Origin of the sequence: Streptomyces sp. B6B3 (genome assembly GCF_039871525.1) — a bacterium.
GTDB lineage: Bacteria > Actinomycetota > Actinomycetes > Streptomycetales > Streptomycetaceae > Streptomyces.
The window spans coordinates 303,922-327,439 of sequence record NZ_JBDPLU010000004.1; the positions used below are offsets into that span (position 1 = coordinate 303,922).

At 74.2% G+C, this 23,518-nt stretch carries 20 protein-coding genes; 12 read left to right on the forward strand and 8 right to left on the reverse strand.

Features of this window, described 5'->3' with window-relative positions; translation table 11 throughout:
• The first annotated feature begins 9 nt into the window (after positions 1 to 9).
• The 4 genes from ABGB06_RS11575 to ABGB06_RS11590 all read left to right on the forward strand — a co-directional run bounded on the left by ABGB06_RS11575 (position 10) and on the right by ABGB06_RS11590 (position 2,268).
• Positions 10 to 837: an EamA family transporter gene (locus ABGB06_RS11575; RefSeq protein WP_347588057.1), complete on the forward strand. Its 828-nt coding sequence runs from the start codon at positions 10 to 12 to the stop codon at positions 835 to 837.
• Between the two features lie 38 nt (positions 838 to 875).
• Entirely contained in the window at positions 876 to 1,394 is a 519-nt protein-coding gene (locus tag ABGB06_RS11580; RefSeq protein ID WP_347588059.1) for a pyridoxamine 5'-phosphate oxidase family protein, read from the forward strand.
• 64 nt (positions 1,395 to 1,458) lie between these two features.
• Entirely contained in the window at positions 1,459 to 1,959 is a 501-nt protein-coding gene (locus tag ABGB06_RS11585; protein WP_347588061.1) for a DUF732 domain-containing protein, read from the forward strand.
• Positions 1,960 to 2,100: 141 nt separating this feature from the next.
• Positions 2,101 to 2,268: a hypothetical protein gene (locus ABGB06_RS11590; protein ID WP_347588063.1), complete on the forward strand. Its 168-nt coding sequence runs from the start codon at positions 2,101 to 2,103 to the stop codon at positions 2,266 to 2,268.
• Positions 2,269 to 2,277: 9 nt separating this feature from the next.
• Here ABGB06_RS11590 and ABGB06_RS11595 read toward each other — a convergent pair whose 3' ends face one another.
• From ABGB06_RS11595 to ABGB06_RS11610, 4 genes are all read right to left on the reverse strand, one after another.
• The gene (locus tag ABGB06_RS11595) at positions 2,278 to 2,928 is read right to left on the reverse strand and encodes an MOSC domain-containing protein (RefSeq protein ID WP_347588065.1); all 651 of its coding nucleotides are present in this window, start codon (positions 2,926 to 2,928) and stop codon (positions 2,278 to 2,280) included.
• A 110-nt stretch (positions 2,929 to 3,038) separates the two neighbouring features.
• Positions 3,039 to 3,791 (reverse strand): Sir2 family NAD-dependent protein deacetylase, encoded by a 753-nt coding sequence (locus ABGB06_RS11600; protein ID WP_347588067.1) that lies wholly within the window; start codon positions 3,789 to 3,791, stop codon positions 3,039 to 3,041.
• Between the two features lie 144 nt (positions 3,792 to 3,935).
• The gene (gene ppdK, locus ABGB06_RS11605; protein WP_347588068.1) at positions 3,936 to 6,758 is read right to left on the reverse strand and encodes a pyruvate, phosphate dikinase; all 2,823 of its coding nucleotides are present in this window, start codon (positions 6,756 to 6,758) and stop codon (positions 3,936 to 3,938) included.
• Between the two features lie 197 nt (positions 6,759 to 6,955).
• Entirely contained in the window at positions 6,956 to 8,305 is a 1,350-nt protein-coding gene (locus ABGB06_RS11610) for an ROK family transcriptional regulator (protein ID WP_347588070.1), read from the reverse strand.
• Positions 8,306 to 8,550: 245 nt separating this feature from the next.
• Here ABGB06_RS11610 and ABGB06_RS11615 point away from each other — a divergent pair, with 245 nt between their 5' ends.
• Together ABGB06_RS11615 and ABGB06_RS11620 are read left to right on the forward strand one after the other, a co-directional pair.
• On the forward strand, positions 8,551 to 10,083 hold the full coding sequence (locus ABGB06_RS11615) for a hypothetical protein (RefSeq protein ID WP_347588398.1): 1,533 nt from the start codon (positions 8,551 to 8,553) through the stop codon (positions 10,081 to 10,083).
• The gene (locus ABGB06_RS11620; protein WP_347588400.1) at positions 10,083 to 12,221 is read left to right on the forward strand and encodes a glycogen debranching N-terminal domain-containing protein; all 2,139 of its coding nucleotides are present in this window, start codon (positions 10,083 to 10,085) and stop codon (positions 12,219 to 12,221) included. The genes ABGB06_RS11615 and ABGB06_RS11620 overlap by 1 nt, the downstream gene beginning before the upstream one ends.
• A gap of 442 nt (positions 12,222 to 12,663) precedes the next feature.
• Here the strand turns inward: ABGB06_RS11620 and dusB are convergent, their stop codons facing one another.
• Complete coding sequence (gene dusB / locus ABGB06_RS11625; protein ID WP_347588072.1) at positions 12,664 to 13,905, reverse strand: tRNA dihydrouridine synthase DusB; 1,242 nt, start codon at positions 13,903 to 13,905, stop codon at positions 12,664 to 12,666.
• 14 nt (positions 13,906 to 13,919) lie between these two features.
• Entirely contained in the window at positions 13,920 to 14,690 is a 771-nt protein-coding gene (locus ABGB06_RS11630) for a hypothetical protein (RefSeq protein ID WP_347588074.1), read from the reverse strand.
• Between the two features lie 300 nt (positions 14,691 to 14,990).
• Here ABGB06_RS11630 and ABGB06_RS11635 point away from each other — a divergent pair, with 300 nt between their 5' ends.
• Positions 14,991 to 15,449 carry a PPOX class F420-dependent oxidoreductase gene (locus tag ABGB06_RS11635; RefSeq protein ID WP_347588076.1) on the forward strand — a complete coding sequence of 153 codons (459 nt, stop codon included), beginning with the start codon at positions 14,991 to 14,993 and terminating at the stop codon, positions 15,447 to 15,449.
• Positions 15,450 to 15,567: 118 nt separating this feature from the next.
• On the opposite strand, the gene ABGB06_RS11640 is transcribed toward ABGB06_RS11635, so the two are convergent.
• Complete coding sequence (locus ABGB06_RS11640) at positions 15,568 to 16,470, reverse strand: helix-turn-helix transcriptional regulator (protein ID WP_347588078.1); 903 nt, start codon at positions 16,468 to 16,470, stop codon at positions 15,568 to 15,570.
• A 113-nt stretch (positions 16,471 to 16,583) separates the two neighbouring features.
• Here ABGB06_RS11640 and ABGB06_RS11645 point away from each other — a divergent pair, with 113 nt between their 5' ends.
• From ABGB06_RS11645 to ABGB06_RS11655, 3 genes are all read left to right on the forward strand, one after another.
• Entirely contained in the window at positions 16,584 to 18,119 is a 1,536-nt protein-coding gene (locus tag ABGB06_RS11645; protein WP_347588080.1) for an MFS transporter, read from the forward strand.
• A gap of 46 nt (positions 18,120 to 18,165) precedes the next feature.
• Positions 18,166 to 19,263, forward strand: a complete 1,098-nt coding sequence (locus ABGB06_RS11650) for an aldo/keto reductase (RefSeq protein ID WP_347588082.1) — start codon at positions 18,166 to 18,168, stop codon at positions 19,261 to 19,263.
• A gap of 67 nt (positions 19,264 to 19,330) precedes the next feature.
• On the forward strand, positions 19,331 to 19,942 hold the full coding sequence (locus ABGB06_RS11655; RefSeq protein WP_347588083.1) for a TetR family transcriptional regulator: 612 nt from the start codon (positions 19,331 to 19,333) through the stop codon (positions 19,940 to 19,942).
• Positions 19,943 to 20,019: 77 nt separating this feature from the next.
• On the opposite strand, the gene ABGB06_RS11660 is transcribed toward ABGB06_RS11655, so the two are convergent.
• On the reverse strand, positions 20,020 to 21,402 hold the full coding sequence (locus tag ABGB06_RS11660) for a glycine--tRNA ligase (protein WP_347588085.1): 1,383 nt from the start codon (positions 21,400 to 21,402) through the stop codon (positions 20,020 to 20,022).
• A 209-nt stretch (positions 21,403 to 21,611) separates the two neighbouring features.
• Here ABGB06_RS11660 and ABGB06_RS11665 point away from each other — a divergent pair, with 209 nt between their 5' ends.
• Positions 21,612 to 22,616 carry a metal ABC transporter substrate-binding protein gene (locus ABGB06_RS11665; protein ID WP_347588087.1) on the forward strand — a complete coding sequence of 335 codons (1,005 nt, stop codon included), beginning with the start codon at positions 21,612 to 21,614 and terminating at the stop codon, positions 22,614 to 22,616.
• 86 nt (positions 22,617 to 22,702) lie between these two features.
• Positions 22,703 to 23,512, forward strand: a complete 810-nt coding sequence (locus ABGB06_RS11670) for an ATP-binding cassette domain-containing protein (RefSeq protein WP_347588089.1) — start codon at positions 22,703 to 22,705, stop codon at positions 23,510 to 23,512.
• The last annotated feature ends 6 nt before the right edge of the window (positions 23,513 to 23,518 follow it).

Here is a 23,518-nt window from a genome sequence, read left to right on the forward strand (position 1 = left end):
GGCACCCGTATGGGTGCACTCCTGGCGCTGGCCTCCGCGGTCCTGTACGGCGTCGTCGACTTCGCCGGCGGGCTCCTCTCCCGCCGCGTCCACTACACCGTCGTCAGCCTCGTCGGGCAGCTCGGCGGGCTGGCGTTCGCGCTGGTCGCGGCGGTCGTGGTGGCCGCGGAGGCGGTCGGGTGGGGCGACCTGGCGTGGGGCGCGCTGTCCGGCGTCGGCAGCGGGATCGGCATGCTCTTCCTGAACCGCGGCCTGAGCCGCGGCGCGATGAGCGTCGTGGTGCCGGTCAGCGCCGTGACGGGGGTCGCCCTGTCCGTCCTGTGTGGCGTGCTGGTCCTGGGCGACCGGCCCTCGCCGCTGGCCTGGATCGGCATCGGCATCACGGTGCCGGCCCTCTGGCTGGTCTCCGGCGGCGGACGCGTCCGGGGCGACGGGGCGGCGGTGGACGGCCTGCTCGCCAGCCTCGGCATCGCCGTGCAGTACCTCGGCCTCGCCCAGGCCGACCCGGCGAGCGGCCTCTGGCCGGTGGCCGCGGGCCGGCTGGCCGCCGTGCTGATCCTGCTGCCGGGCGCCCACCGCCACCGGCCGGCGTTCCGGCGGCCCGCGTCCCGGCTGGTGTACGCGGCGCTGATCGGCGCGGGCGCGGCGCTCGGGCTGGCCTGCTACCTGGAGGCGACCCGGCAGGAACTGCTCGCCATCGCCGTGGTGCTCGCCTCCCTCTACCCCGCCATACCAACCATCCTGGGCCTCACCCTCCTCCACGAACGCCTCACCCGCACCCTCACCCTCGGCCTCCTCACCTCCACCGCCGCCATCGCCTTCCTGACCCTGGGCTGATCCCCGACGGGCGGTCCGGGCCCGGCTAGGGTGGGTCGATGCGCGAAACGTCCGCGGAGCTCGACGAGCTTCAGTCCCTGCTCGACGCCTCGTTGTCCCGGTCCACGGCTCATCTCCGTTCGATCGTCGCCGAGCGGACCATCACCGCCGGGCAGCTCACCGGGATCCTGACCGGCATGTGCACGCTCGCCCTGTCCACCGTGACGGCGAAGGGCGAGCCGCGGATCAGCGGCGTGGACGGGCACTTCCTGCACGGCAGGTGGCACTTCGGCACGGCGCGCGGCGCCGCCAAGGCCCGGCACCTCGCCGCCCGGCCCGCCGCCAGCGTCGCGCATCTGCGCGGCGAGGACCTGGGCGTTTTCACGCACGGCACGGTCGAGATCCTCAACCCCGAGCGCGGCGAACCGGCCGCGGACTGGCCGGAGCTGCTCGCGTACTTCCAGGACTTCTACGGCCACGACGCCTTCGACTGGGACACCGAGGTCGTCTACTACCGGCTGCACCCGCACTGGATGACCGTCTACGCCCCGGACGTCGCGAAGCTCACCGCCACCTGAGCGCCGCGCTCGCCACAGGACCATCACCGTTCCCATATCTGCGTGAACACGTCACGCTGGCAGCATGAGTGATTCCCAGTCCGGCTTCGGCCGCCTCCCCGCGATGAGCCGGTACGCCCTCATCGCCATCGGCGTCCTCGTCCTCTTAGTCGCCGCCGTCGCCGTCCTCTCCGGCGGCGGAGACGACGGCGCGGCGGACGACGGCGCGGCCAGCCAGTTCCAGGACCAGACGAGCACCGAGGGCGAACCGATGTCCGAGGAGGAGCGCGAGGCGCTCCTGGACGAGGCCGGCATCGCGCCCGAGCCCGACGCGGCGACCGCCGACGCGTATCTCGCCGCCCTCGACGCGATCGACCCGGAGATCGACGGGGACGACCCCGAGTCGGCGATCAGCCGGGGCCGCGACACCTGCCGCACCATCCACGACCACCCCGACGACCGCGCCCAGCAGATCGAGCAGACCAACCAGCGGTTCACCCATCCCGACCACCCCGACGGCTGGGGCCGGGAGACCGCGGAACGCATCCTCGACGCCGCCCACGAACACCTCTGCCCCAGCTACTGAGCCCACGTGGACGTTTCGCGATGATCCTGTGACGAAGACGGCCGAATCGCCGCTCACGGATGCCGTCGCCCGCTCGTTACGGTGTGCGCCTCATCCGAGAACACGAGGGCATGAGGGCATGAAGGCATGAAGGAGGAGCGGATGAAGCGCTGGATGGTGGGCGTCCTGGTGGGCGGCGCGCTGCTGGCGGGCGGGGTCACCACGGCCGCCCTGGGCACCAACTCGGAGCCGGAGGGCTACTGCGGCGCGAACCCCTCGCCGCCGGCCACGTGCGCGCCGGAGGAGATGACGAGCGCCCCGCGGCAGTAGGCCGACCGGCTACGCGGTCGTGCGCCTGCGGATCCGCTCGCTCGCCTCCCGCGGCAGCGCGTCGGCGACCAGCAGCCGCGGCAGCAGGTCGGGTTCGAGCGTCATCGCGCGGAAGGCGAACGCGACGGTCACGTCGTGCTCTGGTCGGTGCACGATCTCGACGGGATCGTCCGCGCGGATCTCTCCCGGCTCGATCACGCGCAGATAGGCGCCGGGCACCGCGGCGTCGGTGAACCGCCGGATCCAGCCCTCCCGCTCCAGCCACCCCTGGAACGTCGCGCACGGGACCCGCGCGCACGACACCTCCAGGACCACCCGCGGCCCGACGCGCCACCGCTCGCCGATCAGGGCGCCGTTGACGTCGAGGCCGAGGGTGGTGAGGTTCTCCCCGAAGACGCCGTTGGCCAGCGGCCGGCCGAACTCGGCCTCCCACCCGTCGAGATCCTCGCGCGCGTACGCGTACACGGCCTGGTCGTAGCCGCCGTGGTGCTTCACGTCGTACACCCGGTCGCCGACGAGCCCGACCTCGCCGGTCCCCTTGGGCCCTGGCACGACGACGGCGACCGGCCCGTCCACGGGCCGCTTGTCGATCCCTGTCGCGCCGATCCCCTTCCACGGATTGGGCCGAGGCTTGCCAACGTTGACCGAGAGCAGCTTCATGCGCGCAACGGTACGGTCGTCCACTCCCCCGGGACGACCCCTTTACCACCGGTCGGAGCCTTCGGCGCGACGGCGCACAACCGCCGAACGACGGCGGCGGCCGGTGGTCGCTACCGGTCGCGGGCCAGGGCGTTCAGGAGGGCGGGGAGGGACTGGCCGATGGGGGTGCGGATGACCTCGTTGGCCAGGTCGTCGTACGGGGTCGGCTCGGCGTTGACGATGACCAGCCGGGCGCCGTGTTCCGCCGCGAGGCCGGCCAACGAGGCGGCGGGGTGGACCTGGAGGCTGGTGCCGACCGCGATCAGCACGTCGCAGACCTGCGCGATCCGCACCGCCTCCGCCAACACCTCCGGGTCCAGCGACTCGCCGAACATCACGGTGGCGCTCTTGAGGATGCCGCCGCACCGGGTGCACGCCGGGTCCGGGTCCCCGGCCCCGACCCGCTCCAGGGCGGCGGCCATCGTCGTACGGTCCGCGCATCCGGTGCACACCACCGTCCGGGCGGAGCCGTGCAGTTCGAGCACCTTGCGGTCGGGCAGCCCGGCCGCCTGGTGCAGCCCGTCGACGTTCTGCGTGATCACCCGCACCGGCACACCGGTGCCCGCCAGCCGGACCACCGCGTGGTGCGCGGCGTTGGGCCTGGCCGAGAACACCGGGCTCTCGCGCCGCATCCGCCAGGAGCGCCGGCGGATCTCCGGATCGTTCATGTAGAAGTCGTACGTGACCAGCTTCTCGGCCTCGGGATCGCGCCGCCACAGCCCCTGCGGGCCGCGGTAGTCCGGAATGCCGGAGTCGGTCGACATGCCCGCACCGCTGAGGATGGCGACCAGCGGACGGCGTACGGAGCTCTGCGGGGATCCCATGCCGGCGAGTCTGCCGGACCGGCGGGCGTCACGAGAGTGGGGGCGGCGCCTCCGCACAGGCACCGCCCCCTGGGGAAGGCCGGGGCTCCCTGCCGATGAGGGTGGGAGGGGACTCGGCGGGAGCCCCGGCTGGTTCGGGGGAGGTCAGGGTGCGGCCAGTGCGGCCCGGCCCGCCTCCAGACGCGCCACGGGTACCCGGAACGGCGAGCAGGACACGTAGTCCAGGCCCGCCTCGTGGAAGAAGTGCACGGACTCCGGATCGCCGCCGTGCTCGCCGCAGACGCCGAGCTTGAGGTCGGGGCGGGTGGCGCGGCCGCGTTCCGTGGCGACGCGGACCAGGGAGCCGACGCCGTCGGCGTCGATGGTCTCGAACGGGGAGACGCCGAAGATGCCCTTCTCCAGGTAGGCGGCGAAGAAGCTGGCCTCCACGTCGTCCCGGGAGAAGCCCCAGACGGTCTGGGTGAGGTCGTTGGTGCCGAAGGAGAAAAAGTCGGCGCTGGCCGCGAGTTCGTCGGCGGTGAGGGCGGCGCGCGGCAGCTCGATCATGGTGCCGAGCGGGAGGGACAGCGCGCGGTCCCGCTCCGCCTCGACCTCCGCGACGGTCCGTTCGGCGTCCGCGCGGACGATCTCCAGCTCCCGGGCCGTGCCGACCAGCGGGATCATGATCTCCGCGTGCGGGTCGCCGCCCTCGGCCAGCCGGTCGGCGGTGGCCTCGGCGATGGCCCGGACCTGCATGGTGAACAGGCCGGGCACCACGAGGCCGAGGCGGACGCCGCGCAGCCCGAGCATCGGGTTCTGCTCGTGCAGCCGCCGGACCGCGGCCAGCAGGCAGGCGTCGTGGCCGGTCTGGTCGGCCCGGTCCGCCCGGTCTGCCTGGTCGTTACGGGCTTCCGCCGTGGCGACCCGGACCGACAGTTCGGTGAGGTCGGGCAGGAACTCGTGCAGCGGCGGGTCGAGCAGCCGCACGGTGACCGGCAGGCCGTCCATCGCCGCGAGGAGCGCGCGAAAGTCGGACCGCTGGAGGGGAAGCAACGCATCCAGCGCGGCGGCCCGTTCGGCGTCCGTGTCGGCGAGGACCAGGCGCTCGACCAGCCCACGGCGCTCGCCCAGGAACATGTGCTCGGTGCGGGTGAGGCCGATGCCCTCGGCGCCGAAGCGGCGGGCGCGGGCCGCGTCGTCGGCGGTGTCGGCGTTGGCCCGCACGCCGAGCCGGCGGGCGCGATCGGCCAGCGTCATCAACCGGTGCACGGCGGACACCAGGTCGTCGGCGTCCGGCGGGAGGACGCAGCCGTTCTCGAAGTACTCCATGACGGCCGAGGGCACCACGGGCAACTCGCCCGGGTACACGTCGCCGGTGCCGCCGTCGATGGACAGCACGTCGCCCTCGTTGACCACCGTGCCGTCGGACGTGGTCAGCCGGCGGCGCACCGGGTCGACGTCCAGTTCCTCCGCGCCGCAGACGCAGGTGGTGCCCATCCCGCGGGCGACGACCGCGGCGTGCGAGGTCTTGCCGCCGCGCGAGGTGAGGATGCCGCGCGCCGCCAGCATGCCGTTCAGGTCGTCCGGGTTGGTCTCGCGACGGACCAGGATGACCGCCTCGCCCTCGGCCGCGCGGGCGGTCGCCGTCGCGGAGTCGAAGACGGCCGCGCCCACGGCCGCGCCCGGCGAGGCCGGGATGCCGGTGGCCAGGGTGGCGGGCCGGGAGCGGGTGTCGAAGCGCGGGAACATCAGCTGGGACAGCTGCCCGCCGCGCACCCGGCGCAGCGCCTCGTCGGCGTCGATCAGGCCCTGGTCGAGCAGTTGGGTGGCGATGCGGAACGCCGCCGCGGCGGTGCGCTTGCCGACCCGGGTCTGCAGCAGCCACAGCTTCCCGCGCTCGATGGTGAACTCGATGTCGCACAGGTCGCGGTAGTGGTTCTCCAGGATCTCCATGACGCGCAACAGCTCGTCGTAGGAGCGCCGGTCCAGCCGCTCCAACTCGGCCAGCGGCACGGTGTTCCGGACGCCGGCGACGACGTCCTCGCCCTGGGCGTTCGCCAGGTAGTCGCCGTAGACGCCCTGGTGCCCGGTGGCCGGATCGCGGGTGAAGGCGACGCCGGTGCCGGAGTCGGGGCCGCGGTTGCCGAAGACCATGGCGACAACGCTGACCGCGGTGCCGAGGTCGTGCGGGATGCGCTCCTGGCGGCGGTAGACGCGGGCGCGTTCGCCGTTCCAGGAGTCGAAGACCGCCCGGATGGCGAGGTCGAGCTGCTCCCGCGGGTCCTGCGGGAAACCGCGGCCCGTGTGCTCCCGCACCAGGTCCTTGAACTGCCGTACCACGCCGCGCAGATGCCGGGCGTTCAGCTCGGTGTCGGTGTCCACCCCGACCGCGCGGCGGGCGGTCTCCAGCCGCTCCTCGAACAGCTCGCCGTCGACGCCGAGCACGGTCCTGCCGAACATCTGGATGAGCCGCCGGTACGAGTCCCAGGCGAACCGCTCGTCGCCGGTCCGCGCGGCGAGGGCCGGCACCGAGTCGTCGGTCAGCCCGACGTTGAGGACGGTGTCCATCATGCCCGGCATGGAGAACTTCGCGCCGGAGCGCACCGAGACCAGCAGCGGGTCCTGTCCGTGGCCGAGCCGGCGGCCCATGCGGCGCTCCAGGGCGGCGAGGTGCGCACTCACCTCGTCGCGGAGCGCCGGCGGTTCCGCGCCGGTGCGCAGGTAGGCGCGGCACGCCTCGGTGGTGATGGTGAAGCCCGGAGGGACGGGCAGGCCGAGCCTGGTCATCTCGGCGAGGTTGGCGCCCTTGCCGCCGAGCAGGTCCGCCATGTCCCGGCGGCCGTCGGCGAGGTCGTAGACGAGGCGCGCGGTGGGCGCCGCCGGCTCGGCGGCCGCGGGGCGCGGGGCCTGCTCCGGTGGCGTGGTCGGCGCTGCGGGCGCGGTCGGCGGGTGGGGTGGTGGATGAGGGTGTGTACGTATATCCGGCACGGGACTCGACTCCTCGTGAGCGGCTGCCCTGACAGCGGGAGACTACCCAGAAAACCGCTCATCTGAGCGTCACCTCCATCATACGTGGCAGGTATCACGCCGACAACGAGCCGGGCGGGTCGTCAAGTGAGGCGTCCGGGCGCAGAGGTGGCGCGGAAGGAGCGTGGAGGAAGCGCAGGTGGCGCGGCGTGGGAGCGTCAGAGACCGAGCGCCACGAGCCGCGCGTCGGCGCGCTCCGGCGCGTACAGGTGTTCCACGACCATGGCGGCGGCGCCCGCCAGGCCCGCGCGCTCGCCGAGCCGCGAGGTGACCACCTGGAGGTAGGCGGTGGTGCGGGGCATCGCCCGCTGGTAGAGCAACTCCCGGACGCCGGTGACGAACGGAGGGCCCGCCAGGTCGCCGGCGATCACCAGCACCCCCGGATTGAGCAGCGTGACCACCGTGGCCAGCACCTCCCCCACCACCCGGCCGGCCTCCCTGGCCAGCCGCACCGCGTCCGGCTGGCCTATCGCCAGTTGGTCGCGCACCCCGGAGCCGGAGGCCGTGGGTATGCCGCAGGCGGTGAGCTGCTCGGCGAGCGCCCGGCCGCTGGCGACGGCGGCGAGGCAGCCGTAGGAACCACAGCGGCACAGGGCGTCGGTGCGGTCCATGAGCCGGATGTGACCTATGTCACCGGCGCCCCCGTCGATGCCCCGGTACATCTCGCCGTCCACCACGACCCCGGCCCCTATTCCGGTGGAGACCTTGACCAGCAGGAAGGCGGAGCAGTCGGGGAAGCCGTGCCGCTGCTCGGCGTAGGCGAGCACGTTGGCGTCGTTCTCCACCAGCACCGGCATGGCGGTCAGGTGCTCCGGCGGCGCGGACGACGCGGCGGGAGCCGGCGACGCGCCGCGCTCCGACGAGGACGGCGCGGAATCCCCGGGCGCCCGCCCACCGGACGCTTGTGCGCCCCCCGAATGCATCTGTGCGCCCCGCCGCGCCTCGGCCCGGTCCACCCGCCCCACGTGTTCGGCGAACGCCTGCCGCATTCGCTCACGCACGGGGAATCCGTCCCAGCCGGGCATCATCGGCGGATCCACCACCCGACCTGTGGCGAAGTCCACAGGTCCCGGCACCGCGAGGCCGATCCCGCACACTGTGGCGGGCGCCACACCAGCCTTCTCCAGCAGCATCGCGAACCACCGGCAGAGCCGGTCCAGCACCTCGTCGGGACCGTCGTTGACCAGCAGGGATCCCGTGTGCTCGGCCAGCACCGCGCCCGACAGGTCGAGCACCCCGGCGCGCGCGTGCCGGGTGTCCAGGTCGGCGCAGAGCACCACGGCGTGGTGCGCGTCGAACTCCAGCCGAACGGCCGGCCGGCCGCCGGTCGACGGCAGGGCCGGATCGCCCGCCACCTCCCGCACCCAGCCGGCACGAAAGAGCTGGTCAAGCCGGTGCCCGACGGTGGATCTGGAGAGCCCGGTGATCCGCTGGAGCTCCCCGCGGGTGGTGGCCCGCTCCGCTCGGATCAGCCGCAGCAGATGCCCGGCGCTCGCCTGCGTCGTCACCGCACATGCCTTCCGGTCGCCGGTCGAAGTCGGGTACGTCACCCCCCATTTAGCTTGTGAGGCAGATATTACAGCGCTACTTTTGCATGTTAAGTAGACGTAACTCTGCGATACCTTCGACAAAACAGCGGAAGAACCGGCGGTGCCGCCGTGAGGCAGCGGTGACGCCAACGTCCCTCGGAGCCCACGTGGAAAGCGCTGACCAGCCCGACCCCCTCCCCGTAGCACCTTCAGCACCCTCGTCGATTGCATACAACGGCGCCTCCCGCGTCCTCGACCAGAACTGGACCGGGGCCTCCACCGTGCCGTCGCGCGCGCTCTACCCGCACCAGTGGAGCTGGGACTCCGGGTTCATCGCCATCGGGCTGCGTCACCTCTCGCCGTTCCGGGCCCAGCGGGAGCTGGAGACGCTGCTGGCCGCCCAGTGGGACGACGGCCGGATCCCGCACATCGTCTTCAACCCCGCCGTCCCCCTGACGGCGTACTTCCCCAGTCCGGACTTCTGGCGCTCCTCGACCGCGGGGGCGGCGGCCGGGGCGCCCGGCTCCGTGGAGACCTCCGGCATCGTGCAGCCGCCCATCCACGCGCTCGCCGCCTGGCTGGTGCACCGGGCCGACCCCGCCGCCTCCCGACGCCGCGGCTTCCTGCGCCGGGTGTACCCGCGGCTGGTGGCCTGGCAGCGGTACCTGACCGAGCGCCGGGACTTCGGCGGCCGCGGCCTCGCCTCGATCGTGCATCCGTGGGAGTCCGGCATGGACAACAGTCCGTGCTGGGACGCGCCGCTCTCTCGGGTGGACCCCGCCGCCACCGGCAGCTTCCGCCGCGCCGACCTGACGCACGCCTGCCACGCCGACCGCCCCACCGACCTGGACTACGGCAGGTACGTGCGGCTCGCGGAGAACTACCGGGACCACGGATACCTGGACGACGACGGGGTGCCGCGCCCGTTCGCCGTGGAGGACCCGGGCGTCAACGCGCTGCTGATCGCCTCCGAGCACGCGCTGGCGGAGATCGCCGTGGAGCTCGGCACCGACCCCGCCGACCATCTGGTCCGCGCCGAGGCGGGCACCACGGCCCTGCTGAAGCGGCTCTGGCAGCCGGACGCCGGCATGTTCCTCTGCCACGACGTGCTGACCGGCGAGGCGATCGAGGAGCGCAGCGGCGCGGGCCTGATTCCGCTGATCGTGCCCGGGCTGCCCGAGGACGTGGTCGCCGCGCTGCTGCGCACCGCCACCGGACCGCATTTCGGGCTGGGCGGCCCGGCCCGGCTGGTGCCGAGCTACGACCTGCGGGGGCACGCGTTCGACCCGTCGCGGTACTGGCGCGGTCCCGCCTGGTTCAACGTCAACTGGCTGGTGGAGCGCGGCCTTCGCTGCCACCGGCAGCACCACACGGCCGACGCGCTCCGGGCGGCGTTCTGCGCGGCCGCGGCGGAGTCCGGCTTCGCGGAGTACGTCGATCCGTGCAGCGGCGAGGCGCGCGGCAGCCGCGACTTCGGCTGGACCGCCGCGCTCACCGTCGACCTGCTGCGCAGCCGCGAGGCGCCGTGGTCCGAGACCGTGCGGGAGCCGGCGGCGTCAGCCCTGGCCGGGCCGGCCGGCGGGGCGGCGCGGGCGCCGGGGCCGGGCGCGACACCGCCGACGGTTCAGGGGACGGCCCGGGACGCGGCACCGGGCGCGGCACAGGGCGCGGCACAGGGCACGACCACGGAGACGGGCATCGAGCGGATGTCGGTGGCCCCGGACGGGGCCCCGACCGGGGAGAGGGAGACTCGGTGATCAGTACGCAGCACTGCCTGCTGGTCCGCGACGGCACGTTCGTCGCGGTGGGACCGTCCGGGGACATCACCGGCGAGCGCGGCGCCCAGCCCGACGGGCTGTTCGTCCGGGACGCCCGCCATCTGAGCCGCTGGCAGCTGACGGTGGACGGCGGCACGCCCACCGTGCTGGTGCCGGCCTCCCCCGCCGGGCCGACCCAGCCGTCGGGCTGGGGCGGGGCCGGCGCGCAGCCGCCCGGCACGAACGGAGCCGGCGGCACCGCCACCGCCCTGGCCGTGCTGACCCCGCAGGGCAGCCGCGCCGAGGCGCCCGCGCACACCGTCTTCCGCGAGCAGTCCGTCACCGAGGGCGCCCTGGTCGAGCGGATCCGGCTCAGCAGCAACCGCGCCGAGACGTCGAGCACCCTGCTGGCGCTCACCGTGGACGCCGACTTCGCCGACCAGTTCGAGCTGCGCTCCGACCACCGCTGGTACGAGAAGCCGCACGCCGTCCGCACCCGGGCCGCGCGCCCCGACGGCGTCGAGTTCGGGTACCGGCGCCGCGAGTGGCACTCCCGCACCGTGGTCACCGCGGAGCCCGCCCCCGACGCCGTGGAGGAGACCGGCAGCGGGGCGCGGCGGCTGTGCTGGGTGCTGGAGCTACCGCCGCACGGCGCCGCCGAGGTCACGCTGCGGGTCGAGGCGCGGCCGCACGGCGCGCCGGCGCCGGCGGCGCTGGAGTCCGACCCGTTCCTGACCGCCCCGGCGCTGCCCGCCCCCGCGGCCGGAGACGCGGGCGCGGACGGCCTCGCGGCGCCGGAGGACGCGACGGCCGGCGCGGCCGGGGCCGGCGACGGGGTCAGCGGCGGGGCCGGCGGCACGGACGGATTCGGAGACGGGTTCGGAGACAAGATCGTCGCGGAATGGCCCGAGTTGGCGCGCGCCTGCGCCCAGGGCCTGAGCGAGCTGGCCGCCCTGCGGGTCGCCGCCGCGGGACCCGACGGCGAGTCGCTGCGGGTGCCGGCCGCGGGAGTGCCGTGGTTCCTCACCCTGCTGGCCAGGCACGCCCTCATCACCTCGCGCTTCACGCTCCCCAGCCGGCCCGGGCTCGCCGCCGACACGCTACTCGCCCTGGCCGCCACCCAGGCCACGGACGAGGACCGGGAGCGGATCGCCCAGCCGGGCAAGATCGTCCACGAGCTGCGGCACGGCGAGCTGGCGTACTTCGGACAGGTCCCCTACGCCCGGTACTTCGGCTCGGTGGACAGCACCCCGCTGTTCGTGGCCCTGCTCGGCGCGCACGCCGCGGTGACCGGGGACGACAAGCTGGCACAGCGGCTGGAGCGGCACGCCCGGGCCGCCGTGGCGTGGATGTTCGACCACGGCGGCCTCGCCGAACGCGGCTACCTGCGGTACCAGGCCGACCTCGGCGGCCTGGCCAACCAGTCCTGGAAGGACTCCCCCGGCGCCATCTGCTTCGCCGACGGGACCTCGGCCAAGGGCGTGATCAGCGCGGCCACGGCGCAGGGCTACGCGTACGAGGCGCTCCGCCAGGCCGCCCGCCTGGCGCGCACCAGCTGGCACGACGACGCCTACGCCGACCGGCTGACGGCCGAGGCGGACGCCCTGCGCGAGCGGTTCCTGGCCGACTTCTGGATGCCGGAACGCGGCTTCCCGGCGCTCGCGCTGGACGGCGCGGGCCGCCAGGTGGACGCGCTCGGCTCCGACGCGGGACACCTGCTGTGGACGGGCATACTCGACGAGGAGCGCGGCGCCGCGGTCGGCCGGCGGCTGCTCGAACCCGACTTCTTCTCCGGCTGGGGCATCCGCACCCTGGCCTCGGGGCAACGGGCCTACCACCCGCTGTCGTACCACCGCGGCAGCGTCTGGCCGCACGACAGCGCCATCGCCGCGCTCGGCCTCGCCAGGTACGGGCTGCACGAGGAGGCCCGGACGGTGGGCCGTGGGCTGCTCGACCTGGCGGCGCGCGCGGACTACCAGATCCCCGAGGTCATCGCGGGCTACGGCCGCGCGGAGCACGCCGACCCGGTGCCCTATCCGCACGCCTGCTCGCCCCAGGCCTGGGCCGCGGCCACCCCCTTCGCCCTGCTGACCGCCCTCACGACGGCCACCCCGGCCGACTGCCCGCAGCCGCGCTGAACGGAGGCCCTGCCGGCCGGTACCCGGCGGACCCGAGCCCGCCACGTCGTGGCGCCGCGGCCCGCCGGCCGGCGTGCGCCCCGGTTCTCTACGGACCGCCCCGCACGGCCGAGCCCCGGCCCCACCGGCCGGCACGCGAGCGGGCGGCCCACGGCGGAGGTCCGGGCCCTGCCACGCCGACGGGATGGGACACTCGCGAGGCCGCCCTCCGGTGCTGCTCGCCCGAGCCGGTGCCGCGTCGCGCGGCGGTACGGCGTGTCCGCGGTGTGGCTGGCCGCCCGCTTCCGGGACTGGAAAGAGCCGATCCGCGCCCACGCCGAGCCCAACGCGCCCGCAGGGGCACGCCCTCAGCGCCTGGCGCCACCTTTCGCCGTGCGGCCAGGCTCATCAGCACCCGCGCCGGAACGAGCCTCCGCCCGGCGCCGGGCGGACCGTGGCGGCGTCAGCCGCCGGACGTGGCCAGCTCCGCGTCCGCGGTGACCGTGGCGGCGATGTCGCAGGGGTCGTCGAGCCAGCCGTCGGGGAGCGCCACCCGGTTCCGGCCCGAGGTGCGGCCGCGCGGGCCGGCAGCGCCGAGCGGCCAGGGCTGGTCCAGGTCCAGCTCGTCGAGCAGCGTCCGCAGCTCGTCGAGCGACGCCGCGACCGCGAGCCGCCGCCGCTGCGCCGAGCCCACGGAGAAGCCCTTGGTGTACCAGGCGACGTGCTTGCGGAAGTCGATGACGCCGCGCGCCTCGTCCGCCAGCCACTCCCCCAGCAGCCGGGCGTGCCGCACCATCACGTCGGCCACCTCGCGCAGCGTCGGGTCGCCGGCCGGAGCACGCGCCGGCGTCGCTGCTCCGGTGCCACGGAACGCGTCGACCAGCTCGGCGAACAGCCACGGTCGGCCCAGGCAGCCCCGGCCCACCACCACGCCGTCGCAGCCGGTCACCCGCATCATCCGCAGCGCGTCCGCCGCCGACCAGATGTCGCCGTTGCCCAGCACCGGGATCTCCGGCACCGCGTCCTTCAGCCGCGCGATGGCGTCCCAGTCGGCCTCGCCGCCGTAGTGCTGGGCGGCGGTGCGGCCGTGCAGGGCGATCGCCGTGACGCCCTCCTCCGCCGCGATGCGCCCGGCGTCCAGGTACGTGAGGTGATCGTCGTCGATGCCCTTGCGCATCTTCATCGTCACCGGCAGCCGGCCCGCGCTGGCCACGGCCTCGCGCAGGATGGCGCGCAGCAGCGGGCGCTTGTACGGCAGGGCGGAGCCGCCGCCGCGGCGGGTCACCTTGGGCACCGGGCAGCCGAAGTTCAGGTCGATGTGGTCGGCCAGGTCCTCCTCGGCGATCATCCGCACCGCCTGGCCGACGACCTGCGGGTCCACGCCGTACAACTGGATGGAACGCGGCCGCTCGGCGGCGTCGAAGTGGATCAGCCGCATCGTCTTGTCGTTGCGCTCCACCAGCGCCCTGGTGGTGATCATCTCGCTGACGAACAGCCCTCGCCGCGCCCCGCCGTCCCCGGCCGGGGCGTGACTCCCGCCCTCCGCGCTGCGACCCACCGGGGGACGACCCCCGAACCCCCGCTCGCCCTCGGCGAACTCGCGGCAGAGTGTGCGGAAGGGCGCGTTGGTGATGCCGGCCATGGGGGCCAGCACCACCGGCGGGTCCACGGTGATCGGGCCGATCCGCAGCGGCTGGGGCGTCATCCCGCCATTCTCCCTCACCGGCCGGGGGCGGCCGTGCCCGCGCGGAGCAGGGCGGCCACCTCGTCGGCCTCCGGCAGGGACATCGCGGCGTAGAGCCGGTGCGCCGCGCCCAGATGGTCCTCCGCGGCCCCGTCTGCGCCGCGGTCCCGGGCGAGGTCGCCGAGCAGGCGCTGGGTCCGCGCCTCGCCGGGGCGGGCGCCCGTGGCGCGGTTCAGGGACAGGGCGTGCTCGGCGTGCGCCGTGGCGTCCGCGTGGTGGCCGGTGGCTCGTTCGCATTCCGCGAGCGCCGTGAGCGCCTGGGCCTGGAGCACCCGGTGCGCGTCGCCGACCAGCGCCCGCGCCTCCAGGGCGCGCTCCCGGGCGGTGCGGGTCTCCCCCACGTGCAGCGCCTGTTCGGCCAGCCCGAGCAGGGCCTCGGCCGTGCCGTTCCGGTATCCGGCCCGCTCGGCCGTGGTCAGGGCCCGGCGCAGCAGCTCCTCGGCCTCGGCGGGGCGGGTTCGGCGCCCGGCGGCGAGGACGACGAGGGCGTCCACCTCGACGCGGCTGTTCCCGGTGACCTCGGCCCTGGCCAGCACCCGGCGCGCGGTCTCCTCGGCCTCGGCGAAACAACGGCGGGCGCAGTGGATGCGCGCGACGTCGTTGAGCACCGGCAGCCGTTCCGGGGCCTCGCCGCGCGGCTCCAGCGCGGCCAGCACCACGCGCTGCTTCGCCGCCCGCACCTCGACGGGCCGGCCGGCGCGCAGCACCTGGAGCGGCCCGAGCAGACGGAACGCCAGCGCGGACACGACCCGACCCCTCCGACCCTGCGTACCTGCTCACGAAACCCGGGCGCGGCTTCTGGTACGCGCGCCCGGTATTCACCGTAGCAACGCCCACCGACCGGCCCGCGTCATCCCCGCGTCACGCCGGTGTCGGAGTCGTCAGGCAGCATGGTCGGCACGCGTCGCGGCCCGTACGGGGGACGGGCCGCGGCGCGCGGACACCACGACGGGTACGGGCTGCCGCGGCGCCGGTCGCCTCCCCTGCCGGTGGGCTGTGACGGGGCCTCCGGAAATTGCTGGGCGGCCGGCTGCGTTGCTCACGTCATGACCCAAGGACCAGCGCCCCGCCCCCTGTCCGACGAAGCCCTCTCCGGTCTGCTCGGCAACCAGCAGTTCGGCACGCTCGCCACCGTCAAGCGCAGCGGCCATCCCCATCTGACCACCATGCTGTACAGCTGGGATCCGGAGACCCGAACGGTGCGGCTGTCGACGACGGCGGACCGGGTCAAGGTCGGGCATCTGCGGCGCGAACCGCGTGCGGCGTTGCATGTGCGGGGGGATGACGTGTGGTCGTTCGCCGTCGCGGAGGGCGAGGCCGAGGTCTCCGAGAGCACGACGGTTCCCGGCGACCCGGTGGGGCGGGAACTGCTCGGGATGATCCCGCGGACCGCGAGGCCGGAGGACGAGGACGCGTTCCTGGAGCAGTTGGTCGCCGAACGCCGGGTGGTCATCCGGCTGAAGGTGGACCGCCTGTACGGCACGGCCCTCGACATCGACGGCTAGGACGGCACGCGTTCGTCGGTGCCGGGGGTGGTGCTGGTCCCCGCCACGCGTCGGGGACCGCGACCAGCCGCCGTCGTCTCCTGACGCGCGGCAGGCCCGTCGTGCCGCGCGGCCGACCCTAGCCGCCCGCGGCCACCATGGCGTGCAGCTTCTCCAGCCGCTCCCTGGTCTCCTCGTCCGCCGGCACGTAGGTGACCAGGCGGGCGCCGAGCTGCGGGGCCAGCCACAGCGGGTTGCCGTACAGGTGCAGGAGGCCGACCCGGGCGTTCCGGAAGCGCTTGATCCTGCCGCTGGTGGTGCGGCCCACCTCGTGCCGCTCCCACAGCTCGCGGAACTCGGCCGACTCGCGCTGGAGCCGCCTCAGCATGTGCTTCCAGGCCGGTTCGGCGAGGTGCTCGGCCAGTTGGGCGCGGTAGTTGGCGGCCATCACCCGGACCGTCTCCGCCCGGTCCACGAGCGCGCGGCGCCACTCGTCGTGGGTGAAGGCGAGCAGCATGCAGTTGCGGTCCTCCACGGGCACCGCGTCGAGGTCGCAGAGCAGGTGCCCGTAGGTGCGGTTGTAGGCGAGCAGGTCGTAGCGGCTGTTCTGGATGCAGGCCGGCATCGGCTCCAGCTGACGCAGCACCTCGAGCAACGCGGGCGGGACCCCGTCGCAGCCGTTCTCCGGCGCCGGGTCGGTCACTCCGGCCAGGGTGAACAGGTGGCTGCGCTCGCTGCCGTCGAGCAGCAGGGCGCGGGCGATGGCGTCCGCCACGCCGGCCGAGACCTGGATGTCACGGGCCTGCTCCAGCCACGTGTACCAGGTGACGCCGACCGAGGCGAGATGGGCGACCTCCTCGCGGCGCAGCCCCGGCGTGCGCCGGCGCCGGCCGCGGGGCAGGCCGACCCGCTCGGGCGCGATGCGCTCCCGGCGGCTGCGGAGGAAGTCGGCGAGCTCCCGACGGCGCACCCGCGCGCCGTCGAACGGCGGCGGCCCGATGTCGGTGGTCGCCGCCGTGCCGGCGTGGACCTCAGCGTGCATGAGACCCAGCATGCCACCGGCGACGCCGCCGCCCAGCCGGATGCCAGGTAGTGCTGATACCTGGATAAGGACACTCTGGTACCAGGCTGAGCGGTCGGCGGAGGCTCGGGGGCATGGCAGATCAACCCACCGTCTCCACCGTCGACGCCGTTCCGACGGCTCCCCCGACCGCTCCCCCGGCCGCGGCCACCCCCGCGGCCGCCCGGGACGCCTCGCCCGGCCCCGCCCCCGCGCCCGCCATCCGGGCCGGGGCGGTCGGGCGGCTCGGCCCGCTGGGCCCGCTCGGCCTGGTCACGATCCTGCTGTGCCAGTCGCTGCTGATGATCGACGTCTTCGTGGTGAACGTCGCGCTGCCCAGCATCGACCGGGAGCTGGCCACCGGGCCCGCCCTGCTCGAACTCGTGGTGGCCGGATACGCCCTCGCGCTCGCCGTGTTGCTGGTGCTGGGCGGCCGGCTCGGCGACACCTTCGGCCGGCGCCGGCTGCTGCTCGTCGGGGTGGCCGGCTTCGGTCTGGCGTCGCTGGCCTGCGGCCTGGCGCCGAACGCCTGGACGCTGGTCGCCGGCCGGGTGGCCCAGGGGGCCGCGGCTGCGCTGGTGCAGCCGCAGGTGCTCGGCACCATCCAGGGCGCCACGGAGGGCCAGCGGCGGGCCCGCGCGCTCGGCCTGGTCGGCGCCACCGCCGGCCTGTCCATGACCGCGGGGCAGGTCATCGGCGGCGTGCTGGTCGCCGCCGACCTCGCCGGCCTCGGCTGGCGGGCGGTGTTCATGATCAACGTGCCGGTGGTGCTGGTCGCGCTCGCGCTGGTGGCGCGCTTCGTGCCGGAGACCCGGGCGGCCCGCCCGACCCCGATCGACGTGCCGGGCACCGTGCTGCTCGGCGTCACGCTGGTCGCGCTGCTGCTCCCGCTGACCGAGGGCCAGGCCGCCGGCTGGCCGCTGTGGACCTGGCTGTCGCTCGCCGCGGTGCCGCTGGCCGGCGGCGCGTTCCTCGCGGTGGAACGCCGCGCGGAGCGCACCGGCCGCACTGTGCCGCTGGTGCCGCCGGCCCTGCTCCGGCTGCCCGGCATGCGGCGGGGCCTGCCGGCGCTGGCGGCGTGCGTCGGGGGTTTCGGCGGCTTCATGTTCGTGATGGCGCTCGCCTTCCAGCAGGGCCTGGACTTCGGCCCGGTCCGGGCCGGCACCGCGCTGGTGCCCTACGCCCTGGCGTTCTTCGCCGCCTCGCTGGCCGGGCCGCGGCTGACCACCCGGCTGGGCGCCCGGGTGCTGACCTGGGGCGGCGTGATCCAGGCGGTTGGCGTCGCGCTGCTGGTGGCCACCGTGCTGCGGGGCTGGCCGGAGCTCGGCGCGACGGAACTGGCGCCGGCGCTGCTGGTCGCCGGCTTCGGCCAGGGCATGCAGCTGCCGGTGTACTTCCGGATCGTGCTGGCCGAGGTGCCGCAGGAGCGCGCCGGGGTCGGCAGCGGCGTCATGGCCACGGTCCAGCAGTCCGCGATGGCCTTGGGCGTGGCGCTGCTCGGCGCGCTGTTCCTCACCGTGGCCCCCGGGTCGGGGATGCGGGACGCGCTGGCCGTGGCGCTGACGGCGCAGCTGGTCGCGGTGCTGGCGACGACGACGCTGAGCCTGCGGGTCTCGATGGAGGGAAAGTGAACTGACAGATATTGAATTCTGTCATTCGGTGTGGCACGCTCGACGCATGACGACCTCCACACCGCAGCCCACACCGCAGGCCGCCCCGCAGCCCGCGTCGGAGCTCGCGTCGCAGCCCGCGTCGAAGCCCACTGCTCGGCCCGCGACCCGGACGCTCGGCGCGACCGGGCCGACCACGGCCGCGCTCGGCCTCGGCTGCATGGGCATGTCCGCGCTGTACGGCGACGCCGACCGCGGCGAGTCCATCGCCACCATCCACGCCGCCCTGGACGCCGGCGTCACCCTGCTCGACACGGGCGACTTCTACGGCATGGGGCACAACGAGATGCTGATCGGCGAGGCCCTGCGCTCCGCCCCGGCCGAGGCCCGGGAGCGGGCGCTGACCAGCGTCAAGTTCGGCGCCCTGCGGACCGTCGAGGGCGGTTTCACCGGATACGACGGACGCCCCGACGCCGTGCGGAACTTCGCGGCGTACTCGCTGCAGCGCCTCGGCCTGGACCACATCGACGTCTACCGCATCGCCCGGGTCGACCCGGCCGTGCCGATCGAGGAGACGGTCGGCGCGATCGCCGACCTGGTCCAGGCCGGGCACGTGCGCCACATCGGGCTGTCCGAGGTGGGCGCGGACACCCTTCGCCGGGCCGCCGCGACCGCCCCGATAGCCGACCTCCAGATCGAGTACTCGCTGATATCCCGGGGCGTCGAGCGGGACATCCTGCCGACGCTGCGGGAGCTGAAGATCGGCATGACGGCGTACGGCGTGCTCTCCCGCGGGCTGATCAGCGGTCACTGGTCGGCCGACCGGCGGCTGGGCGCGCGCGACTTCCGCGGCATGAGCCCCCGCTTCTCCGGCGAGAACCTCCAGCACAACCTCACCCTGGTCGAGGCGCTGCGGGAGATCGCCGCGGACAAGGGCGTGTCGGTCGCGCAGATCGCCATCGCGTGGGTGCTCGCCCAGGGCGAGGACATCGTGCCGCTGGTCGGCGCCCGCAGCAGGGAGCGGCTGGCGGAGTCGCTCGGCGCGCTGGAGGTTACCCTCGACGCCGAAGACCTCGCCGCGATCGAGCGGGCCGTTCCGGCCGGTTCGGCGGCCGGCGAGCGCTATCCGGCGGCCCAGATGGGGCATCTGGACAGCGAGCGCTAGCCGTTCCGGGCGGGGCCGCGGGGACGGGCCGACGCCGTCGGGATCGAGCCGGATCGAGAAGGAGCCGATGACCGAGACGCTGACTCCCGAGCGCATCCTGGAGGCCACCGAGGAGGTGCTCCGGCGGTACGGTCCGGCCAAGGCCACCGTGGTGGACGTGGCCCGGGCCCTGGGCGTCAGCCACGGTTCGGTCTACCGGCACTTCCCCACGAAGGCGGCGCTGCGCGGCGCGGTGATCAAGCGCTGGCTGGACCGGACCGCCGCCGAGCTGGAGTCGGTGGTGGCCGACGACGGGCCGGCCGGGGAGCGGCTCGACCGCTGGCTGACCGGCCTGTTCGAGGCCAAGCGGCACAAGGCGGGCGACGATCCGGAGCTCTTCGCGACGTACCAGACGCTGATCGGCGAGCTCGGCGGGGTGGTGGACCAGCACATCACCGACCTGGAGGCGCAGCTCGCCCGGATCATCGAGGACGGCCGCGCCCAGGGCGAGTTCGCCGCTCCGGCGCCCGGGGGCGACGGTCCCGAGATGGTCGCGGACCCGGCCACCGCGGCCCGCGCGGTGTTCCAGGCCACCGCCCACTTCCACGACCCGGTGCACGCGCCCGAGTGGACCAGGCCGGGGGTGGCGGAGGCGTTCCGCGCCGTGCGCGAGCTGGTGCAGCGCGGCCTGCGGGCCTGAGCGGCCGGGCCCGGGCATCGGGGGACCGACCGCTCAGGGGTCCTGGAACGCGCCTTCAGCAGGCGATCAGCAGGCGTTCAGCAGCCGATCAGGCGGCCGGCCAGATAGCCCTCCACCTGGTCCAGGGAGACCCGCTCCTGCCGCATGCTGTCCCGCTCGCGGACGGTCACCGCGTTGTCCTCCAGGGTGTCGAAGTCGATGGTCACGCAGTACGGCGTGCCGATCTCGTCCTGGCGGCGGTAGCGGCGGCCGATGGCGCCGGCGTCGTCGAACTCGATGTTCCAGTGCTTCCGCAGCGAGGCCGCCAGATCCTTGGCCTTGGGCGAGAGCTGCGGGTTACGCGACAGCGGCAGCACCGCGACCTTCACCGGCGCCAGCCGGGGGTCGAGCCGCATCACGACGCGCTTCTCCATCTTGCCCTTGGCGTTGGGCGCCTCGTCCTCGCGGTAGGCGTCGAGCATGAACGCCAGCATGGTCCGGCCGACGCCGGCCGCCGGCTCGATGACGAACGGCGTCCAGCGCTCCCCGGCCTCCTGGTCGAAGTAGCTCAGGTCCTGCCCCGACGCCTTCGAGTGCGCGTTGAGGTCGTAGTCGGTGCGGTTGGCGATGCCCTCCAGCTCACCGAACTCGGAGCCGGCGAAGTTGAACCGGTACTCGATGTCGACCGTGCGCTTGGAATAGTGGGAGAGCTTCTCCTTGGGGTGCTCGAACCACCGCATGTTCTCCTCGGACAGGCCGAGGTCGCGGTACCAGTTCCAGCGCTGCTCCATCCAGTACCCGTGCCAGGTCTCGTCCTCGCCCGGCTTGACGAAGAACTCCATCTCCATCTGCTCGAACTCCCGGGTGCGGAAGATGAAGTTCCCCGGGGTGATCTCGTTCCGGAAGGACTTGCCCATCTGGGCGATGCCGAACGGCGGCTTGCGGCGCGAGGTCTGCTGCACCGCCGCGAAGTTGGTGAAGATGCCCTGCGCGGTCTCGGGCCGCAGGTAGGCCACCGAGCCGGAGTCCTGGGTCGGGCCGAGGTGCGTGGCCAGCAGCCCGGAGAACTGCTTGGGCTCGGTGAAACCGCCCTTGTTCCCGCAGTTGGGGCAGTTGATGTCGGCCAGGCCCTGCGCCGGGGCGTGGCCGTGCTTCTCCTCGTACGCCTCCTCCAGGTGGTCCGCGCGGAACCGCCGGTGGCAGGAGGTGCACTCGGTGAGCGGGTCGGTGAAGGTGGCGATGTGACCGGACGCCGCCCACACCTCGGTGGCCAGGATGACCGACGAGTCGATGCCCACGACGTCGTCCCGCGAGGTGACCATGGCGCGCCACCACTGGCGCTTGACGTTCTCCTTCAGCTCCACTCCCAGCGGCCCGTAGTCCCAGGCGGCGCGCTGTCCGCCGTAGATCTCGCTGCTCGGGTAGACGAAGCCACGGCGCTTGCTCAGGCTGACGATGGTGTCGATCTTGTCGGCGGCCACGGTGCTCTCTTCGGGACGAGGGACCAGATGGAATTGGTTCAGGTTACTGCCGTTCGAGGGGGCGGCAGCAAATCGGTTAGCGGCCGACTCGTCCTCGTGACGAGGCGCCGCCGGAATCGTGGCAAAACGTGGCGGGATGGCGACGCCTCGCGGTCCGGCAGGACCGATCACGCACGGACGTTTGACAATGGTTTCCATCTCACTTGAAAATGGCTGTCATGACAGCTCGACGCCGCCCTCGAATAGCCAGCTCCGCCTCCGGGCGGATTCTCGCCGCCGGTGCCACGGCGCTCGGCCTGCTGGCCGCGTCCGCCTGCGGCACCGACGAGGGCGGTGGCTCCGACGGCACCCTCGACGTGGCCGCGTCCTTCTACCCCATGGCGTTCCTGGCCGAGCGGATCGGCGGTGAGCACGTCTCGGTCACCACGCTGACCGAGCCCGGCGCCGAGCCGCACGATCTGGAGCTCAGCCCGCAGCAGACCGCGGAGCTGACCGAGGCGGACCTCGTCGTCTACCTGGCGGGTCTGCAGCCGGCCGTCGACGAGGCCGTCGAGCAGTCGGGCGTGGAGCACGTCGCCGAGGCGTCCTCCTTCACCTCACTGGAGGCGCACGACGAGCACGAGGACCACTCCGGCGAGGACCATGCCGAGGAGGAGCACGCCGAGGAGGAGCACGCGGACGACGGGCACGACCACGAGGGCCGGGACCCGCACGTCTGGCTCGACCCGGTGCGCTACGCCGAGGTCGCCGCGGGCGTCGCGGACGCCATGGCCGAGGCCGACCCCGACCACGCCGACGCCTACCAGCGCAACGCCGACCGGCTGGTGGCCGACCTGGGTGAGCTCGACGAGGAGTTCGCCGCGGGCCTGGCCGACACCCGCACGGACACGTTCATCACCAACCACGCCGCCTTCGGCTACCTCGCCGAGCGCTACGGGCTGCACGAGGAGGCCATCGCCGGCCTCGACCCGGAGTCCGAGCCGAGCGGCGAGCGGATGCGCGAGCTGCACGACGTCGCGGCGGAGGAGAACGTCAGCACCGTCTTCTTCGAGACCCTGGCCAGCGACGAGACCGCCCGCACCCTGGCGGACGACCTCGGGCTGCGCACGGCGGTGCTGGACCCCGTCGAGGGAATCACCGACGACTCCCCCGGCGCTGACTACTTCGAGGTGATGCGCGCCAACCTCGACGCACTACGCGAAGCACTCGGATAGCACTCGACCAGCACGCAACCAGCACGCGACCAGCACGCTCCAGGACTCGAAAAGGGACCAGGACAGCACTCGGATAGGACCGCGACATGAGGCAAGCGACGAAGGGCGGAGCCGAGCCCGCCATACCCGGGGGGATATCCGCCGAGCCCGTCCTCGCCATGGCCGGGGTGACCGCCCAGCTGGGCGGCCGGCCGGTGCTCCGCGGCATCGACCTGACCGTGCGCCCCGGCGAGGTGGCCGCCCTGCTCGGCGCCAACGGCTCCGGCAAGTCGACCGCGGTGCGGGCCGCGGTCCGCCAGGTCCCGCTGTCCGGCGGCGAGCTCACGCTGTTCGGCACCCCGGTCCGCCGGTTCCGCGACTGGCGCCGCGTCGGCTACGTGCCGCAGCGCTCCACCGCCGCCGGCGGGGTGCCTGCCACCGTGCGGGAGATCGTCTCGTCGGGACGGCTGGCCCGCCGCGGCCTGCGCCCGCTCACCCGCGCCGACCGCGCCGCCGTGGACCGCGCGCTCGACCTGGTGGGCCTGGCCGACCGGGCCGGCGAATCGGTGAACGCGCTCTCCGGCGGCCAGCACCAGCGAGTGCTCATCGCCCGCGCGCTGACCGGCGAGCCGGAGCTGCTGATCATGGACGAGCCGCTGGCCGGCGTCGACCTGCCGAGCCAGCGGGTGCTCGCCGAGACGCTGCGGGGCGAGATCGGCAGGCGGACCGCCGTGCTGCTGGTGCTGCACGAGCTCGGGCCGCTCCGGCCGCTGATCGACCGGGCCGTGGTGCTGGCCCACGGCCGCGTGGAGCAGAGCGTCGAGACCCCGACCCAGCTGCCGGACGCCCACCCCTGCCACCCCGAGGACGCACTGGAGCCGTCCGCCGAGCCGCGGCTCCAGACCGGCATTCTCTGAAGGCCC

Bases quoted from the DNA above. Each gene is read 5' to 3' on its own strand.
- ABGB06_RS11575 (WP_347588057.1), top strand. From the start codon at position 10: ATGGGTGCACTCCTGGCGCTGGCCTCCGCGGTCCTGTACGGCGTCGTC.
- ABGB06_RS11580 (WP_347588059.1), top strand. From the start codon at position 876: ATGCGCGAAACGTCCGCGGAGCTCGACGAGCTTCAGTCCCTGCTCGAC.
- ABGB06_RS11585 (WP_347588061.1), top strand. From the start codon at position 1,459: ATGAGTGATTCCCAGTCCGGCTTCGGCCGCCTCCCCGCGATGAGCCGG.
- ABGB06_RS11590 (WP_347588063.1), top strand. From the start codon at position 2,101: ATGAAGCGCTGGATGGTGGGCGTCCTGGTGGGCGGCGCGCTGCTGGCG.
- ABGB06_RS11595 (WP_347588065.1), bottom strand. From the start codon at position 2,928: ATGAAGCTGCTCTCGGTCAACGTTGGCAAGCCTCGGCCCAATCCGTGG.
- ABGB06_RS11600 (WP_347588067.1), bottom strand. From the start codon at position 3,791: ATGGGATCCCCGCAGAGCTCCGTACGCCGTCCGCTGGTCGCCATCCTC.
- dusB (WP_347588072.1), bottom strand. From the start codon at position 13,905: ATGACGCCCCAGCCGCTGCGGATCGGCCCGATCACCGTGGACCCGCCG.
- ABGB06_RS11635 (WP_347588076.1), top strand. From the start codon at position 14,991: ATGACCCAAGGACCAGCGCCCCGCCCCCTGTCCGACGAAGCCCTCTCC.
- ABGB06_RS11640 (WP_347588078.1), bottom strand. From the start codon at position 16,470: ATGCACGCTGAGGTCCACGCCGGCACGGCGGCGACCACCGACATCGGG.
- ABGB06_RS11645 (WP_347588080.1), top strand. From the start codon at position 16,584: ATGGCAGATCAACCCACCGTCTCCACCGTCGACGCCGTTCCGACGGCT.
- ABGB06_RS11650 (WP_347588082.1), top strand. From the start codon at position 18,166: ATGACGACCTCCACACCGCAGCCCACACCGCAGGCCGCCCCGCAGCCC.
- ABGB06_RS11655 (WP_347588083.1), top strand. From the start codon at position 19,331: ATGACCGAGACGCTGACTCCCGAGCGCATCCTGGAGGCCACCGAGGAG.
- ABGB06_RS11665 (WP_347588087.1), top strand. From the start codon at position 21,612: ATGGCTGTCATGACAGCTCGACGCCGCCCTCGAATAGCCAGCTCCGCC.
- ABGB06_RS11670 (WP_347588089.1), top strand. From the start codon at position 22,703: ATGAGGCAAGCGACGAAGGGCGGAGCCGAGCCCGCCATACCCGGGGGG.